The 14887-nt window shown below is 67.9% G+C and carries 13 protein-coding genes; 8 read left to right on the top strand and 5 right to left on the bottom strand.

Annotated elements, in window-relative coordinates; all coding sequences use genetic code 11:
- Positions 1–64: 64 nt before the first annotated feature.
- From HRJ34_RS22960 to HRJ34_RS22985, 6 genes are all read left to right on the top strand, one after another.
- Positions 65–931: an SDR family NAD(P)-dependent oxidoreductase gene (locus tag HRJ34_RS22960; RefSeq protein ID WP_208632506.1), complete on the top strand. Its 867-nt coding sequence runs from the start codon at positions 65–67 to the stop codon at positions 929–931.
- Positions 932–948: 17 nt separating this feature from the next.
- Positions 949–1713 (top strand): SDR family NAD(P)-dependent oxidoreductase, encoded by a 765-nt coding sequence (locus HRJ34_RS22965; RefSeq protein ID WP_208632507.1) that lies wholly within the window; start codon positions 949–951, stop codon positions 1711–1713.
- A 36-nt stretch (positions 1714–1749) separates the two neighbouring features.
- On the top strand, positions 1750–2583 hold the full coding sequence (locus HRJ34_RS22970) for an SDR family NAD(P)-dependent oxidoreductase (protein WP_208632508.1): 834 nt from the start codon (positions 1750–1752) through the stop codon (positions 2581–2583).
- Positions 2580–3047, top strand: coding sequence for a nuclear transport factor 2 family protein (locus HRJ34_RS22975; RefSeq protein ID WP_208632509.1), 468 nt, complete (start codon positions 2580–2582; stop codon positions 3045–3047). Before HRJ34_RS22970 ends, HRJ34_RS22975 begins: the two co-directional genes overlap by 4 nt.
- Positions 3048–3200: 153 nt before the next feature.
- Positions 3201–5600 (top strand): TonB-dependent receptor, encoded by a 2400-nt coding sequence (locus tag HRJ34_RS22980; protein WP_208632510.1) that lies wholly within the window; start codon positions 3201–3203, stop codon positions 5598–5600.
- 64 nt (positions 5601–5664) lie between these two features.
- Positions 5665–7026, top strand: coding sequence for an MFS transporter (locus tag HRJ34_RS22985; RefSeq protein WP_208632511.1), 1362 nt, complete (start codon positions 5665–5667; stop codon positions 7024–7026).
- On the opposite strand, the gene HRJ34_RS22990 is transcribed toward HRJ34_RS22985, so the two are convergent.
- Genes HRJ34_RS22990 through HRJ34_RS23000 form a run of 3 tightly spaced genes read right to left on the bottom strand, consistent with a single transcriptional unit; the run spans position 7023 to position 10722 of the window.
- Positions 7023–7832 carry an FAD binding domain-containing protein gene (locus HRJ34_RS22990; RefSeq protein ID WP_208632512.1) on the bottom strand — a complete coding sequence of 270 codons (810 nt, stop codon included), beginning with the start codon at positions 7830–7832 and terminating at the stop codon, positions 7023–7025. The two genes, HRJ34_RS22985 and HRJ34_RS22990, sit on opposite strands and share 4 nt — an antisense overlap.
- 27 nt (positions 7833–7859) lie before the next feature.
- Positions 7860–8342: a (2Fe-2S)-binding protein gene (locus tag HRJ34_RS22995; protein WP_208632513.1), complete on the bottom strand. Its 483-nt coding sequence runs from the start codon at positions 8340–8342 to the stop codon at positions 7860–7862.
- Positions 8343–8376: 34 nt separating this feature from the next.
- Positions 8377–10722 carry a xanthine dehydrogenase family protein molybdopterin-binding subunit gene (locus tag HRJ34_RS23000; RefSeq protein WP_208632514.1) on the bottom strand — a complete coding sequence of 782 codons (2346 nt, stop codon included), beginning with the start codon at positions 10720–10722 and terminating at the stop codon, positions 8377–8379.
- Positions 10723–11010: 288 nt separating this feature from the next.
- Here HRJ34_RS23000 and HRJ34_RS23005 point away from each other — a divergent pair, with 288 nt between their 5' ends.
- Positions 11011–11478: a CoxG family protein gene (locus tag HRJ34_RS23005; RefSeq protein WP_208632515.1), complete on the top strand. Its 468-nt coding sequence runs from the start codon at positions 11011–11013 to the stop codon at positions 11476–11478.
- A gap of 60 nt (positions 11479–11538) precedes the next feature.
- Here HRJ34_RS23005 and HRJ34_RS23010 read toward each other — a convergent pair whose 3' ends face one another.
- Complete coding sequence (locus tag HRJ34_RS23010) at positions 11539–12567, bottom strand: LLM class flavin-dependent oxidoreductase (RefSeq protein ID WP_208632516.1); 1029 nt, start codon at positions 12565–12567, stop codon at positions 11539–11541.
- A 106-nt stretch (positions 12568–12673) separates the two neighbouring features.
- Positions 12674–13435: a FadR/GntR family transcriptional regulator gene (locus HRJ34_RS23015; protein WP_208632517.1), complete on the bottom strand. Its 762-nt coding sequence runs from the start codon at positions 13433–13435 to the stop codon at positions 12674–12676.
- Between the two features lie 133 nt (positions 13436–13568).
- Between HRJ34_RS23015 and HRJ34_RS23020 the strand changes: the two genes are divergently transcribed.
- Positions 13569–14849: an MFS transporter gene (locus tag HRJ34_RS23020; RefSeq protein ID WP_208632518.1), complete on the top strand. Its 1281-nt coding sequence runs from the start codon at positions 13569–13571 to the stop codon at positions 14847–14849.
- Positions 14850–14887: the final 38 nt, after the last annotated feature.

The following is a 14887-nucleotide window of genomic DNA, read 5'->3' on the forward strand; positions in this document are numbered from 1 at the left end:
CTCAGCATTAGGATAAACCGACGCCGCGTCAATCGAACCGGTGCACAGGGCAAGGAGAGGTGTGTTGGCGGGACCCGAGGATATTCTGCTGACCGATCAGGTCGCCATCGTGACGGGCGGCGGCGGCGGCATCGGTCGGGCCTGCGCGTTGCGCTTCGCCGAGTTCGGCGCCGACGTGGTGATCGCCGACATCGTTCCCGAGCGGTGCGAGGAGACGGCCGAGAGGGTGCGCGAACGCGGCCGGCGGGCGCTGGCGTTCCCCGCCGACGTGATGGAGACCGGCCAGATTCGTGCGCTGATCGCCGCCGCGGATGCGGAATTCGGGCGGGTCGACATCCTCGTCAACAATGTCGGTGGGGTGGTCCATAAGCCCTTCCTGGAACAGAGCGAACGGAGCTGGCGGCGGCACATCGACATCAACTTCGTCAGCATGTTGTGCGCCACGCAGGAAGCCGCGCCGATCATGATCCGGGGCGGCCGGGGCGGATCGATCGTCAACGTGGCGTCGATCGAGGCGTTGCGGGCCGGCCCCAATGTCGCGGTCTATGCGGCGTGCAAGGCGGCGATGGTGAGCTTCACCAAATCGATGGCGCTGGAGCTGTCGGGGCATGCGATCCGGGTCAACTGTATCGCGCCCGACCATACGATCACCCCCGGAGGGCGTGGCAACCGATCGGGGCCGGTCGATCCGGCGACATGGCGGGTGCCGACCCCCGACGAAGACGACAAGATGCGCCGCGTCATCCCGCTGCTGCGCGAGAGCGACGATGTCGAATGCGCCGACCTCGTCGTCTATCTCAGCTCGAAGATGGCTTCCTATGTGACCGGCGACGTCATCCCGGTCGACGGCGGTACCTTCGCCGCCTCGGGCTGGGTACGCGCGACGACGGGCGTCTGGACCCAGATGGAAGGGCAGCGCCCGGGGCGTTGATCGGAACGAGGAACCTAATGCTGGACCTGAAGGACAAGGTCGTCCTGATCACGGGCGGCGGCGGCGGTCTGGGCGCCGACATGGCGGCGCTGTGCGCCCGCCTCGGCGCGCGCATCGCCATCGTCGACATCGACGGGGCGGCGGCGGCCGCGCGGGCGGACGCGATCGGTGGCGGCGCGCAGGGCTTCGCCTGCGACATAGCGGACGAGTCGTCGGTTGCGGCGATGGCGCGGGCGGTGATCGACCGGTTCGGCCGGGTCGACGCGCTGGTCAACAATGCCGCGCACACCGATGTGGCGGGGGATCTCGACCTGCTGTCGACCGACCTCGCGATCTGGGACCGGACGATGGCGGTCAACCTGCGCGGCAGCCTGCTCGTCTCGCGCGCGCTGATCCCGGCGATGATCGACGGCGGCGGCGGATCGGTCGTCACCATCGTCTCGCGCCAGGGGATCGCGCCGCCCCAGTCGGGGCGTCGCGTTGCCTATGGCACGTCGAAAGCCGGGCTGATCATGCTCAGCCGCCACATCGCTGTCGCCTATGGCAAGAAGGGCATCCGCAGCAATGCGGTGGCGCCGGGGACGATCCAGAGCGAGCGCATGTTGACGACGCTGAGCCCCGAGCGGCTGGCGCAATCGCGCGGCAACGTGCTGACGCCCTATCTGGGCGAGCCGGCCGATATTTCCAACATCGTCGCCTATCTGGTCAGCGACGCGGCGCGCTATATCACCGGACAGACCATCCAGGTGGACGGCGGAGTCCTGTCCTATCTGCACGAATAGACGATCAGCCCGCGACGCGGGGTGGAGGGGAATGCCTTGAGTCAGGACCGTTTCGATCTGTCGGGCCGCGTCGCCATCGTCACCGGCGCAACCCAGGGCATGGGCGCCGCCTGTGCCGAATGCTTCGCCGCCAGCGGCGCGCGGCTGATCCTGACCAGCCGGACTGCGTCCGCGCTCGATGCCGTGGCGGCCGATCTCAATGCGCGCTTCGCCGGGGGCGGGACGATCGCGGCGGCGCTGGCCGGCGACATCGGCGACAAGGCCCATCTGCGCGCGCTGGTCGATCTGGCGCTGGAGCGGTTCGGCGCGGTCACGACCCTGCTCTGCGCGCCCACCATCCGTCCCTGGATCGGTCCCTCGATCGACACGCCCGACGCGGTGCTGGAGGAACAGCTCACCTATATCTTCCGGAGCCGCTTCTGGCTGTCCAACATGGTGATCCCGCACATGGTCGCGGCTGGCGGCGGGTCGCTGATCTATATCGGCTCGGGCTCGGTGTTCGAATCCACCACCGAACGGTCCTGCGCCACCATCGCCCGCGCGGCCGAATGGCAGATGATGAAGAATTATGCGGCGGAGTTCGGCCGCAGCAACGTCCGCGCCAACACGATCGCGCCGGGCATGGTCGCCTCGAGCGGCAGCCAGGCGCTGTTCGACAGCCCGGCCGGCGCCCGGCGGATCGCGGGGTTGCCGATGCGGCGAGGCGGCCGGGTCGACGAGATCGCCTCGGTGGCGGCCTTCCTCGCGAGCGACGCGAGTTCCTTCACGACCGGAGCGGTGATCCCTGTCGACGGCGGGCGGTTGCTGCATGCGGTCGACGGGATGCTGACCCAGGCTTATGGCGCCGCCGCCGGAGGGAAGGGCGCATGACGGATCGTTTCGCCGGCACCCGCGAGGCGACCCCCGAACAGCGCGAGGCCGCCCGTCACCTGATCGCCAAGGCCAAGCATCTGAAGGATGCCGAGGACGAGGCCGCTTTCGCCGAAGTCTGGGCGCGCGACGCGCGGCTGGCGATCACCTCCAACGGCACGTCCGCGCCGGTGATCGAGGGGCGCGATGCGATCATGGTCTTCTACCGGCGCAACTGGGCGAACGGCGCGCATGGGGCCGGCGACGAGCGCGAGACGCATGTCGGCGAGAATCCCTTCGTCGTCGCGTTCGGTGACGATCGGTTGCTGGCCACCCACACGGCGATCTTCGCGGCGCGGCGCGGCCCGATGCCTCGGCTGATCGGTTTCGGCGAGTTCCGCGACGAGATCATCTTCGAGGATGGCGCTTGGCGGATCGCCGATCGCCGCTCTTCCCTGCGCCGCCGGGCCCGCAGGTCCGCCTAAATACCAATAGACGCGTCTTGGATGCGGACCGAGGCCGGGCGCTATGGCTCGGACTGCTGGACTGGCGGCCATCCGGGTTCGCCAGCCTGCACAAAAAGAAAAAACCCCGAAAGCCCATTGCTGAAATGGCACGCTTCTTTGGGAGGAGATAAGATGCTGAAATCCAATCGTCTTTCGTCGCGATCGGCCCTCCACCTCGCCACCGCGATCGGCCTTGTCCTGGTTCCCGGCGCCGGGTTCGCGCAGGCTGTGCCTGCCGAGGATGCCGCCGGGCCCACCTCGGGTCTCCAGGATATCGTCGTCACCGCGCGGCGCTCGTCGGAAAGCGCGCAGAACGTGCCGATCGCCATCACGACGGTGACGGCCGAGAATCTCCAGCGGCTCAGCGTTCGCGACGTCGTCGACATCCAGAAGGTCACGCCCGGCCTGTTCATATCGTCGCAGAACACCGGCGGCCGCGCCAAGCTGACCATCCGTGGACAGACCGAGGCCGACAGCCGGCTCAGCACCGACGGTTCGGTGGGCGTCTATATCGACGGCGTTCCGCTCACCCGCAGCTACGGCCTCCGCTCCAACATGATCGACCTCGCCCAGATCGAGGTGCTGAAGGGGCCGCAGGGCACGCTGTTCGGCAAGAACACGACCGGCGGCGCTCTCAATATCACGACCCAGCATCCGACCTATCAACTCGGCGGCTATGTCGACCTGCTCTACGGCTCCTATGACAACAAGCAGATCGTCGCGGCGCTGAACCTGCCGATCGTGGACGACAAGCTGGCCGTCCGCGTCGTCGGACAGCGCATCCATCGCGACGGCTATGGCGAGAACGGCGTCGGCGTCGACGTCGGCGTCGACCGGGCCTGGTTCGGCCGCGCCTTGGTGCGGGCCGATCCCACCGACGATCTGCACATCCTGTTGTCGGCTGATTACTACAAGCAGAACAACACCAGCACCAACGTCCTGCTGACCTATAACGGGATGCTGGCGCGCGGCAATTCGGCGACCGGATCGCTGGGCGCGATCGCCGCCCAGCTTGGCCTCGATCCCACTTCGGCGGCCGATCGCATGACCGCCTATAACCAGTGGCTGACCTACTTCTCCCGGTCCGGGAACCAGTATACCGACAGCGGCGATTTCTACGGCAATGCCGGCACCGGGCCGATCGTCGACGACGTCAAGCATTACGGCTTCTCGGCGACGCTCGAATATGAACTGGGCGACGTCACCCTCAAGTCGATCTCGGCGCTTCGCCGCTTGCGGGTGGCGAACGGGCAGGATCTCGATTCCACGCCCTTCTCGCTCCAGCATTCGCTCGTCACCACCCGGCAAAAGAATTTCAGCCAGGAATTCCAGGCATCGGCGATCGACGGCACCGGCCTCGATTGGCAGCTCGGCCTGTTCTACAACAAGGAAACCGGCAACGAGGGGTCGTTCAGCAACGCGCTGAGCTACGTCAATACCGGCCGGGCGTCGGTGGTCGACGCCGATCTGACCAACAAGTCGAAGGCGGCCTATGCGCAGGCCGTGTACAATTTCGGCGGCGGCTTCCGCGTCACCGGCGGGCTTCGCTACACCAAGGACGATCGCGCGGTGACGTCGCACAACCGCCGCGACGTCTCCTATGCGAACGATCCGGTGCCGCCCGCCTCGCGCAACGCCTGCTTCGTCACGGTCGGCGGCGGGTCGATCGATCCGGCGGTCTGCACCTATTCGGCGTCGACCTCTTCGAAGAAGATGACCTGGCTCGCCAGCGCCGACTGGCGGCCGCTCCCGCAGCTCATGGTCTACGGTTCCTACAGCCGGGGCTATCGCGCCGGCGGTTTCAGCATCCAGGCCGCGAGTTCCGTCCCGGCGACGGCGGCGACGCTGGCCGCCAACTTCACGCCGTTCCTTCCCGAGGTGGTCGACAATTTCGAACTCGGCTTCAAATCGGACCTGCTCGATCGTCGCCTGCGCATCAACGGCGCCGTCTTCCGGCAGAATTATACCAACATCCAGGCGCAGATCCGCGATGCGGTCAACGGACAGGTCGTCACGCTGATCCGCAACGCCGCCAAGGCGAAGCCCTATGGCGGCGAGATCGAGGTGACGGCGCAAATCACGCCAGAGTGGCAGATCAACGGCAGCGCCGCTTATCTGCGGGCGAAGTATGACAAATATTTCGCCCTCGATGCGACCGGCAACCTTCAGGACCTGAGCAACCTGTCCTTCCCGGCGCCGAAATGGACCTGGAACGCGGGAACCTCCTACACGCTGCCGGTGGCCAACGGCTCGATCGAGTTCAACGCCAACCTCTCCTATCGCAGCCTGGTCAATTTCCGGCCGCAGGTCGGCCAGAACGACGCCAGCGTCTCGCAGCCGGGCTACACGCTGCTCGATGCCCGTATCGCCTACAATATCGACAGCATCGGCGTGAACATCGCGGTGTTCGGCAAGAACCTGACCAAGGAGCGCTATCTCAACGCGGCGACCAACCTGGAATCGCTCGGCTGGAATGTCGGCTTCCCGGGTGATCCGCGCACCTTCGGCGTGCAGTTGCGCAAGACCTTCTGATCGTCCGGCCCCGCGCGACCACGGGCCGCGCGGGGCCCAGCGGGGCCGGGGCGGAACCACGGTTATGACCGACAGGACCGCTCCTCCCGCGCCCGTCCGGTTCGACCGGCGCTTCTTGCTACCGCTGCTCGTGGCGGCGACGCTGAACCCGATGAACTCGGCGATGCTGGCGACCGCGCTGGTGCCGATCGGCCGGGCCTTTCCCCGACAGGATGCGATCGCCGCCTGGCTGATCGCCACGCTCTACCTGACCGCCGCGGTGGCCCAGCCCGTTCTCGGCGGCGTCGCGGACAAGCTCGGCGCGCGCCGCACCTTGCTCGGCGGCATGGGGTTCCTCGCGACCGGCGCCATGCTCGGCGCGATCGCCTTCGAACCCTGGTCGCTGATCGCGGCGCGCGCGCTGATCGGCTTCGGCACGGCGGTCGGCTTTCCCTGCGCCGTGGTGATGATCCGCCAGCGCTCCGAGACGCTCGGTGTCGAGCCGCCCGCCCGGCTGCTCGGCCTGTTGTCGATGGCGAGTTCGGCGTCGATGGCGGTGGGGCCGCCGCTCGGCGGCGTGCTCACCGGCTTCCTGGGCTGGCGCTGGGTCTTCCTGATCAACCTGCCGCTGGCGATCGTCACGGCGGCGCTGGCGATCTGGCTGTCGCCGGCCGACGATCGCGCGCGGCGGGATCGGCGGGCCCGGTTCGATCTTCCTGGCATCACGCTCTTCACCCTGGCGATGACCGCGCTGATGCTGGTCCTGATGAACCTGGCCGGCGGCATCCATCTTGGCGGGCTGGCCGCCGCCCTGTTGCTGACGACGGCGCTGGTGGTGGTCGAACGGCGGGTGCGCGAGCCCTTCATCGACGTCCGGCTGATCATCGCCAACCGGGCGCTGGCGGGCACTTACGCGCATCATGTGCTGCTCAATTTCCTGCTCTACTGCCTTTTCTATGCGATCCCGCAATGGGCGCAGGCCTGGCTGCACCTGCCGATCGAACAGTCGGGGCTGGTGCTGTTGCCCGTCGCCGTCTCGTCCAGCCTCGCCTCGCTCGCCCCCACCCGAGGCGTGCGGGGACGCGCGATGGAGATGGCCGGACTGCTCTCGCTGATCGCCACGAGCGGCGGGCTGTTCCTGCTCGGCGGCGCGACCACGCTCGCCGGGCTGATGCTGCTGACCTTCCTGTTCGGGATCGGCAACGGCGCGCTCAACATGGTCAACCAGCAACGCATGCTCGACCACGCTCCGCCGGACCGCGGCGGCACGGCGGCGGGTCTGCTCCGCACTGCGCAATATTGCGGCGCGATCCTGAGCGCGCCGTTCACCGCCTATCTGCTGGGCGGACATCTCGGCGCCGAGCCGATGAAGGCGCTGGGGCTGACCCTGTTGCCGATCGCGGCGCTCATGCTGCTGCTGACGCTGCGGCGGTGGAGCCTCGCCTAGCTGTTTGCCGCTAGTATCTTCCCGACGGCGCGGACCGCCATCACGCGGACCAGATGGCCGCGATAGTCGGCGTCGGCATGGATGTCGCTGTTGAGGTCGCTGGTGTCGAGTTCGGCGCCGTCGAGCGCTTCGGGCGCGAAATCGGCGGCCAGCGCCTCTTCCGCCTCGCGCCAGCGGAACACGCCCTGCGATCCGGCGCCGGTCACCGCGACCCGGAGCCCGTCCGTGGTCCTCGCGACGAAGACGCCGGCCAGCGCGAAGCGCGAGGCGGGATGGCGGAACTTCATATAGGCAGCGGCGGCGGGGACCGGATAGCGGACCCCCGTCACCAGTTCGCCCTCCTCCAGTGCCGTTTCGAACACGCCCAGGAAGAAGTCGTCGGCGGCGATCTCCCCGGCGGTCGTCAGGATCGTCGCTCCCAGCCCCAGGCAGGCGGCAGGATAGTCGGCCGCCGGATCGTTGTTGGCGATCGATCCGCCCATCGTGCCCTGCGCGCGGACCAGCGGATCGCCGATCCCGCCGGCCAGTTCGGCAAGGACGGGCAACGCGGCTGCGAGGTCCTTCGACGAGGCGACGTCGACATGCCGGGTCATCGCCCCTATCGTCACGGTGCCCGAGCCGATATCGATCCCGCGCAGTTCCTCGCAGTCGCGCAGGTCGATGATGTTGCCGGTCATGACGAAGCGCAGCTTCATCATCGGCAGCAGCGACTGGCCGCCGGCAAGGAAACGGCCGTCGCCCAGTTCGGCGAGAAGCGCCCTGGCCTCCTCGGCGCTGGCGCAGCGATGATAGTCGAACGGGTACATCGATAGTCTCCGGGAAGGCCGCGCCGGTCAGGCGTCCGGCCGGTCGGCCATCGCCTGCGCGCCCGCGCGGATCGCTTCGACGATATTCTGGTAGCCGGTGCAGCGGCAGATATTGCCCTCCAGCTCGTCGCGGATCGTGTCGCGATCGAGATCGGTGCCCAGCCGCCGCACCATGCCGACGGCGCTCATGATCATCCCCGGCGTGCAATAGCCGCATTGCAGGCCGTGATGCTGGCGGAAGGCTGCCTGCATCGGGTGCAATGCCTCGCCAGTCGACAGGCCCTCGATCGTCACGACATCGGCATCCTCACAGGACAGGGCGAGGGTGGTGCAACTCTTCACCGCGCGGCCGTTCACATGGACGACGCAGGCGCCGCACTGGGTGGTGTCGCAGCCGACATGCGTGCCGGTCAGGCGCAGCGTCTCGCGCAGGAACAGCACGAGCAGCGTGTTGGCCTCGATCTCCCGCGCGACGGGGCGGTCGTTCACGGTCATGGTCACCAGCGGCATCGTCGGTCTTCCGTCCTGTTGGTGATGGCGGCCGTCATTCGGCGGCCATCGCGTGGGGCATCCCGCCGGCGTCGCGGATCGCGCGCCACAGGCGCTGCGGCGTCGCGGGCATGTCGAAATTGGCGATGCCGAGCGGGCCGAGCGCATCGGTGATCGCGTTCATCGCGGCGGGCAGGGCGCCGACCGTGCCGCCCTCGCCGCAGCCCTTGATGCCCAGCGGATTGTTGCGCGACGGCGTGTCGCTGCCGACGATCCCGATCGCGGGCATGTCGAGCGCGCGGGGCATCTGGTAATCCATGAAGCTGCCCGTCGCGAGCTGCCCTTCCTCGTCATAATGGATATATTCGCCGAGCGCTTGACCCAGGCCCTGGACGACGCCGCCATGGACCTGTCCCTTGACGATCATCGGGTTGATCGCCTTGCCGACGTCCTCCGACACCCAATAGCCGACGAATTCGAGATGGCCGGTGTCGGGGTCGATCTCGACCTCGCAGACATGGCAGCCATTGGGGAAGGTGGGGCCTGCCAGCCGGGTCATCTGGCGGTGCGACAGCCCGCCCTCGAAGCCGGGGGGCAGGCGCATCGGCTGATGCGCGAAGCGGGCGACCTCGGCCAGCGTCGCGCTGCGGTTGCTGTCGCGCGCAGCGAAGACGGCGCCCTCGCGATAGTCGATCCGGTCGGGTTCGGTCTCCAGCATGATCGCCGCGACCTGCTTGCCCTTGGCGATCACCTTGCTCGCCAGCGTTTCGAGCAGGAAGCCCGCGACCACCGCCGATCGCGACCCGCCGGTGCCGAAGCCATAGGGAATCTGGTCGGTGTCGCAGTCGCGAACGCTGACCTTGTCGGGGGGCACGTGCATGAACTCGGCGATGAGTTGGCGGTACATGGTCTCATGGCCCTGGCCGTGGTTCTGCATGCCGGTGGTGACGGCGATCGCGCCGCTGGTGTCGACCTCGATCCCGCCCATCTCGTCGAGCTGGCCGGCGGCGATCTCGATCACATGCGCCATGCCGATGCCGCGCAGCTTGCCGCGCGCCCGCGCCTCCGCGCGGCGCCGCTCGAAGCCGCTCCAGTCCGATATCGCCTGGACCTTGGCCTGGCTCGCCGGGAAATCACCGCTGTCATAGGTGAAGACGAAGCCCGTGTCATAGGGCATCCGGTCGGCGGGGATGAGGTTGCGGCGGCGCAGCTCGGCCGGGTCCATGGCCAGGTCGCGCGCCGCGACGTCGATCACCCGCTCGATCATCATCGACGCCTCGGGCCGGCCGGCGCCGCGATAGGGCCCGATCGGCACGGTATGGGTGAAAAGGCCGCGTATCTCGCCATGGATGGCGGGCAGGACATAGACGCCGCTGAGGCCGCCGATATTGCCCAGCGCGCAATGCACGCCGGCCAGGCTCAGATAGGCGCCGAAATTGGCCTTCACCCGGACGCGCAGGCCCAGGAAGCGGGCTTCCCGGTCGAGCGCCAGCTCGGCATGGACGATCTGGTCGCGGGCATGGCAGTCGGACAGGAAAGCCTCGGACCGTTCGGAGGTCCAGCGCACCGGACGGCCGACCCGGCGGGCCGCCCACATGACCAGCGCCAGCTCGGGATGCGGGACGCCCTTGAGGCCGAAGCCGCCGCCGACGTCGAGCGCCACGGCGCGGATCTGGTTCGACGGCAGGCCGAACACACCCGCGAGCTGCTCGCGGCTCATATGCGGGTTCTGGATGCTGGCGTGGAGCGTGAAGCGCTGGTCCGCCTCGCTCCATTCGGCGACGGCGGTGCGTGGCTCCATCGTCGACACGGCGACCCGGCTGATGCGGAAATCGACCTGGGACACATGCGCGGCCCCGGCGAAGGCCTCCTCGGTGGCGGCCTTGTCGCCGACCTCGGTCAGGACGCAAAGATTGCCGGGACATTCTTCCCAAACCAGCGGCGCGTCGGGGGCGTCGGCAAGCGCGAGGTCGGCGACGCAGGGCTGCGCGTCATAGTCGACCTCGATCAGTTCGGCGGCGTCCTTCGCGGCATTGAGCGTCTCGGCGACGACGACGGCGACGGGTTCGCCGGCATAGCGGGCGACGTCGCGCGCGATCACCGCGAAGGGCGGTTCGAAATTGGGCTGGCCGTCCGGGCCGGTGCGGCGGACCATGGAGGTGAAGCCGCCCAGGCCGTCGGCGGTCGCGTCGGCGCCGGTCAGGATCGCCAGCACGCCGGGAACCGCCAGCGCGGCGTCGACCGCGATGCCGCCGATCCGCGCGAAGGCGTGCTGCGAGCGCAGGACGTACATCCGCGCCGATCCGGCCGGGGCGATGTCGTCGGTGTAGCGACCCGTGCCGCGCACTAGGCGCAAATCCTCGGTCCTCGGCAGCGACTGACCTATTCCGAACTCGCGCATGGTTCCTCTTCCCTGTCCGGGGCGCTGCCCCGGCCGTCGATGCCGGGCTGATGACTATACGGGCGCGATCCCCGTCTGCCCAACTTTGTCGCGGTGCGACCGGATGGATTCGCCGGTCTTTAGGAAACTGTCGCCCGAGTGGGTTTCGATTTCCCCGAATTCGGGCCTTTCCGGGGCAAAGGCGGCGAATTCGGTATGGCCGGATCGCTTGTGGCGGGCGGGTGCGCGCGATAGCCAGCGCAGGAGACGGGGCGATGAGCCGCCCCGAGCCGATGGAGTGGATTTCTTATGGCGTTCAAGATGGATGGCGAGAGCGTGCTGCCGGCCGGCCGCGAGGCGGTCTGGGCCAATCTCAACGATCCGGAGACACTCAAGGCCTGCATTCCCGGCTGCCAGGAGCTGGAGCAGAAGGAGAATGGCGGCTTCTCGGCGGTGGTGAAGGTCAAGATCGGCCCGGTCTCCGCGACCTTCAAGGGATCGGTCGACCTGACCGACCTCGATCCGCCCAGCGGCTATCGCATCGTCGGCCAGGGGGAAGGTGGCGCGGCCGGCTTCGCGCGGGGCGGCGCCACGGTGGGCCTGACCGAGCAGGACGGCGGCACCCTGCTGCGCTACGATGTCGACGCGGTGATCGGCGGGCGGCTGGCGCAGCTCGGCGGGCGGCTGGTCAACGGCGTCGCCAAGAAGCTGGCCGACGAGTTCTTTGCCAAGTTCGCGCAGATCGTCGAGGAACGGCACGGGGCGGCGAGCGCCTGATCGCGTCGGCGGCGGACAGGAGAAAAGGGCCGTCCCCGACGAGGGGCGGCCCTTTCTGTTTCAATCCATCGTGAAGCGCGGAATGACCGCGTCGCGCATGGCATGCAGGAAATCGAGCTTGTCAGGCATCAGCGCGGTGAACGCGATGTTGCGGACGCCCATTTTCTCGAGCGAACGGATCCGCTCGACGAAATCGTCGGGCGTGCCGAGGATGCCGAAGCGGTCGGCCAGATAGTCGCGCAGGCCCAGCTCGTCGAGCATCGCGGCGTTGCGCTGCGGCGTCGCGCCGCCGGCCGTTTCGTGATGGCCCATGAAGTCGTAGCGGCGCTTCAGTTCCTGTAGTTTCGGCCAGATGGCGTCGGGGATGAACTTGCCCTGCTGCTGGAAGCGGGCGAGGCGGTTGCCGATCCCCAGCAGGCCCGATGGGATGGTGTCGATCGCGGCGTCGCGCGAGCTGCCCATGCAGGCGCGGGCATGCCACCATATGTCGATATCGTCGATAGAGCGGCCAGCCTCGCGCGCGGCCTCGTCGATCTGGTGCAGCGTGTCCTCGATCACCTCGGGCAGAAAGCCGGTTTCCAGGAAGACGCCGTCGGCGATGCGGCCGGCAAGACGCAGGCCCTTGGGACCGCCGGGCGCCATGTAGATCGGGATATGGCCATGATACCAGCCGAACCGGACCGTGTTGCCCCGGTAGGTCGCCTCGCCCTTTTCGAGCAGTGCGCGCACGGTGAGGATATACTCCTCCAAGTCGGCCTGCTTGGCTGGCTTCTCGCCGAGATTGTAGACGCCGCTGTCGCCGGTCGAGAGGCCCAGATAGGCGCGGCCGCCGGCGATCTCGTTGACCGCCGCAATCCCCGCTGCCGCCACCGCCGGGTGACGGGTGACGGGATTGCTGATGTAGGAGCCGAGCCGGCACCGGCTGGTCTCCAGCGCGATCATCGTCAGGCCGACATAATGGTCGCCGACCAGCGCCGGCGTGTCGCCGGTCATCACCATCGCGAAGCCGGCTTCGTCCGCCGTGCGGCTGAGCCGTTTAAAGTCGTCGAGCTTCTTCGGATAGAATCCGTGGCCGAATGCAAAGCGCATGGCACCCCTCCTTGAGTGATGATCCTGCGACTAAGCGGGCGGCGCGGCGATGGCTCATACGAGTTTGCGCCCAGTCATGTCGTCCGCCCGGCGATCCAAAAACGGATCAGGCGTCGGTTTCGGGTGCGCCGATGATCGCCCTTCCGACGCCGCTCTCCTCCATGAAACGGGCGATGCGCGCGAGGTTGGAGCGGCAGAAGTCGCTGGCCGCCGCGAAGTCGCCCGCCTCCATCAGGTCGAGCAGATGCTCCTGGCTGGTGACGTCGAGCTGGAAGGCGGTCTTGCCGACCGCCATGTTGGTCGCCGTGGCCGCCGCCACCATCGGCTCGTAGATGGTGTGGATCATGCTGACGATCAGGTCGAGCACGCGGTTTTCCATCAGGTTGACCAGCGCCATGTGGAAGGCGGTGGTGCAGCCGACATAGGCGCCGACATCGTTCATCGCCTCGCGCGCCCGCGCCAGGATGCCGCGCAGCTCCGCGAACTGTTCCGCCGTGATCCGGCCCTCCAGCCCGCGCACCAGCTCGGGCTCGATCATCGACCGGGCGCGCTGGAGTTCCAGCAGGGTCGCCTGCTTGGTTTGCAGATAGATGGCGGCGTTGGCGGCGGTGATCGTCACGGCCGGATGGCGCACGGCGGCGCCGCCGTTCTTGCCGCGCTGGATCACCACCAGGCCCATCGCCTCGAGGATGCGGATCGCCTCGCGCAAGGTCGGGCGGGAGATGCCGAACATCGCCATCATCTCGGTTTCGCTGGGCAGGCTCTGGCCCGCCTTGAAGCGCCCTTCGACGATCTCCTTGCGAAGATAGTTGGCGGCCTTCTCGCCCAGTTTCACGGATCGTAGCTTGCTGGCCGAAGGCGGCACCATGGAGTTCCTGAAATCGCTGTCGTTCGTCTTTAGAAGGAGGCGTCGAACCGGCGCTTGTCAAGCATGGCGGTCTTGTCACCCATAAGGGCCCCTCCTACACCACGCGAAGAAAAAAACTGGAGAGGCGTCGGTTATGCGTGATTCTTCCACCGCCGAGCCGCGCGTCGACCGGCGTAGCTGGTACATGCTGGGCATATTGGTGCTCGTCTACATCATGGGCTCCGTCGACCGTGCGGTGCCCTCCGTCGTCGTCGAGCCGCTCAAGCGCGAATTCGACCTGAGCGACGCCCAGATCGGGGTGCTCACCGGCTTCGCCTATTCGATCCCCTACGCGCTGGCGGCACTGCCCGGCGGCTGGCTGCTCGACCGTCTCGACCGTCGGCGTTTCCTCGCCCTCACCACCGTGGTGTGGAGCGTGCTGACCATGGCGGGTGCGGCCGTGCAGAACTATGCCGCCCTGCTGCTCGCGCGGATGGGCGTCGGCGCGTCGGAGGCGCCCGCCTCGCCGGGCAGCCTGTCGCTGATCAGCGACCTCTTCCCGCGCGAACGGCGCGGCACGGCGGTCAGCCTCTATTATGCCGGGACGGCGGTCGGGCAGTTCATCACCTTCATGGTCGGCGGCTGGCTGCTGATGCATTTCGGCTGGCGCTCGCTGTTCCTGATCGCCGGCGTGCCGGGCCTCGTCCTCGCCGCGCTGCTGGTCTTCACCTGCAAGGAGCCCGAGCGCGGCCGCTTCGATCCGCCGTCCGCCGACGGGCCGCGCCAGGCGGTCTCCTATGTCGCGGCGGCGCGCTGGATCCTGCGGTCGCGGCCGCTGCTCCACAGCATCTGGGGCAACATGCTGTCGACCGGCGTGCAATTCTCGGTGATGGTGTGGACGGTCTCCTTTCTGGTCCGGGTCCATGGCCTGACCCCGGAGAAGGCGGCAATCTGGGTTGGGCTCGGCATCGGCCTGATGCAGACCCTGGGGTCGTTGCTCGCGGGCCCCGTCACCGACCGCTTCTCGCGCGGCGAATCCGCCCGGCTCGCGCTGGTGCCGGCGACCTTCACGGTGCTCGCCGCGCTGACCGGCGTCGCCATGTGCCTCGCCCCCAGCCTCGCCGCGGCGCTCGTCGCCATGGCGGTGTTCGCGGTGCTGGTCGGCGGGGTGGTCGGCCCCGGCTATGCCACGCTGGTCAGCTTCACCGAGCCGCATATGCGCGGTTCGGTGTTGTCGATCGCCAAGCTCTTCTCGATCCTGATCGGCAACGGCGTGCTCTCCTTCATGACGGGCAAGCTCAGCGACATGATCGGCACGCCGGACTCGATCCGCTGGGCGCTGGCGGCGACATTGCTGTTCCACCTCTGGGCCGCCTTCCATTTCTGGCGGGCGTCGCGCGCGGCACGGGGGATTGCGGCGAATATCTCCGCGTAGAAGGTTAAATCATATAAATAGTTGGATTGTCGTCGCCG

The organism is Rhizorhabdus wittichii (genome assembly GCF_017607425.1).
GTDB classification, from domain to species: domain Bacteria; phylum Pseudomonadota; class Alphaproteobacteria; order Sphingomonadales; family Sphingomonadaceae; genus Rhizorhabdus; species Rhizorhabdus wittichii.

What these genes read in the sequence shown, in the direction of transcription:
- HRJ34_RS22990 (WP_208632512.1), bottom strand. Translation starts at nt 7,832, where the DNA reads ATGTACCCGTTCGACTATCATCGCTGCGCCAGCGCCGAGGAGGCCAGG.
- HRJ34_RS23020 (WP_208632518.1), top strand. Translation starts at nt 13,569, where the DNA reads ATGCGTGATTCTTCCACCGCCGAGCCGCGCGTCGACCGGCGTAGCTGG.
- HRJ34_RS22985 (WP_208632511.1), top strand. Translation starts at nt 5,665, where the DNA reads ATGACCGACAGGACCGCTCCTCCCGCGCCCGTCCGGTTCGACCGGCGC.
- HRJ34_RS22995 (WP_208632513.1), bottom strand. Translation starts at nt 8,342, where the DNA reads ATGCCGCTGGTGACCATGACCGTGAACGACCGCCCCGTCGCGCGGGAG.
- HRJ34_RS23010 (WP_208632516.1), bottom strand. Translation starts at nt 12,567, where the DNA reads ATGCGCTTTGCATTCGGCCACGGATTCTATCCGAAGAAGCTCGACGAC.
- HRJ34_RS23005 (WP_208632515.1), top strand. Translation starts at nt 11,011, where the DNA reads ATGGCGTTCAAGATGGATGGCGAGAGCGTGCTGCCGGCCGGCCGCGAG.
- HRJ34_RS22980 (WP_208632510.1), top strand. Translation starts at nt 3,201, where the DNA reads ATGCTGAAATCCAATCGTCTTTCGTCGCGATCGGCCCTCCACCTCGCC.
- HRJ34_RS23015 (WP_208632517.1), bottom strand. Translation starts at nt 13,435, where the DNA reads ATGGTGCCGCCTTCGGCCAGCAAGCTACGATCCGTGAAACTGGGCGAG.
- HRJ34_RS22965 (WP_208632507.1), top strand. Translation starts at nt 949, where the DNA reads ATGCTGGACCTGAAGGACAAGGTCGTCCTGATCACGGGCGGCGGCGGC.
- HRJ34_RS22975 (WP_208632509.1), top strand. Translation starts at nt 2,580, where the DNA reads ATGACGGATCGTTTCGCCGGCACCCGCGAGGCGACCCCCGAACAGCGC.
- HRJ34_RS23000 (WP_208632514.1), bottom strand. Translation starts at nt 10,722, where the DNA reads ATGCGCGAGTTCGGAATAGGTCAGTCGCTGCCGAGGACCGAGGATTTG.